A 500-nucleotide genomic window follows, 5' to 3' on the forward strand; every position below is an offset into this window, starting at 1 on the left:
CGATAAGACCGATCTCGTCGAGCAGCCGGTTCGCCGCCAGGACGCCCGTGGTCGCGGCGCGCTCCATGAGGGCGATCGGCCAGTCGACGCGCAGTCCGTCACCGGCCAGGACCAGCCCGGGGTACGGGGTCTGGACGGTGAGCCGGTCGCGCCAGGGTCCCGTGCCGACGAGACCGCAGTCGTCCTCGACCAGGAGCTCCTCGTGCCTCACGACCAGGTCGCGCGTCTCCGGGTACACGTCGTGCAGACCGGCGAGCAGACGGCTGCGCAGCCGCTCGACGTCGATCCCGTGTGGTCCGTCGCCCGCCAGGTCGGGGTCGCGGGACGGGTCGGCTGCGTAGGCGTGCAGCTCGACGACCGATCCGCCGTGCTCCGCCGTCCACCGCGCCGCGCCTGCCTCGAAGCGCTCGAGCACGGTGACGTTGTCGAGCAGGTCGTAGCCGCTCGTGCCGAGGAACGCCTCCCGCTCGGGCGCCACGCGCCCGTCGAGCCACACGCGC

At 73.4% G+C, this 500-nt stretch carries 1 protein-coding gene; it reads right to left on the reverse strand.

What is annotated here, in order from left to right; all coding sequences use genetic code 11:
• Positions 1–500 (reverse strand): FAD-dependent oxidoreductase (locus tag A6Q79_RS04500; protein WP_317696637.1); only part of this gene is annotated, 500 nt, incomplete at both ends.

Source organism: Aeromicrobium sp. REDSEA-S32_B7 (genome assembly GCF_001626145.1).
GTDB lineage: Bacteria > Actinomycetota > Actinomycetes > Propionibacteriales > Nocardioidaceae > Aeromicrobium > Aeromicrobium erythreum.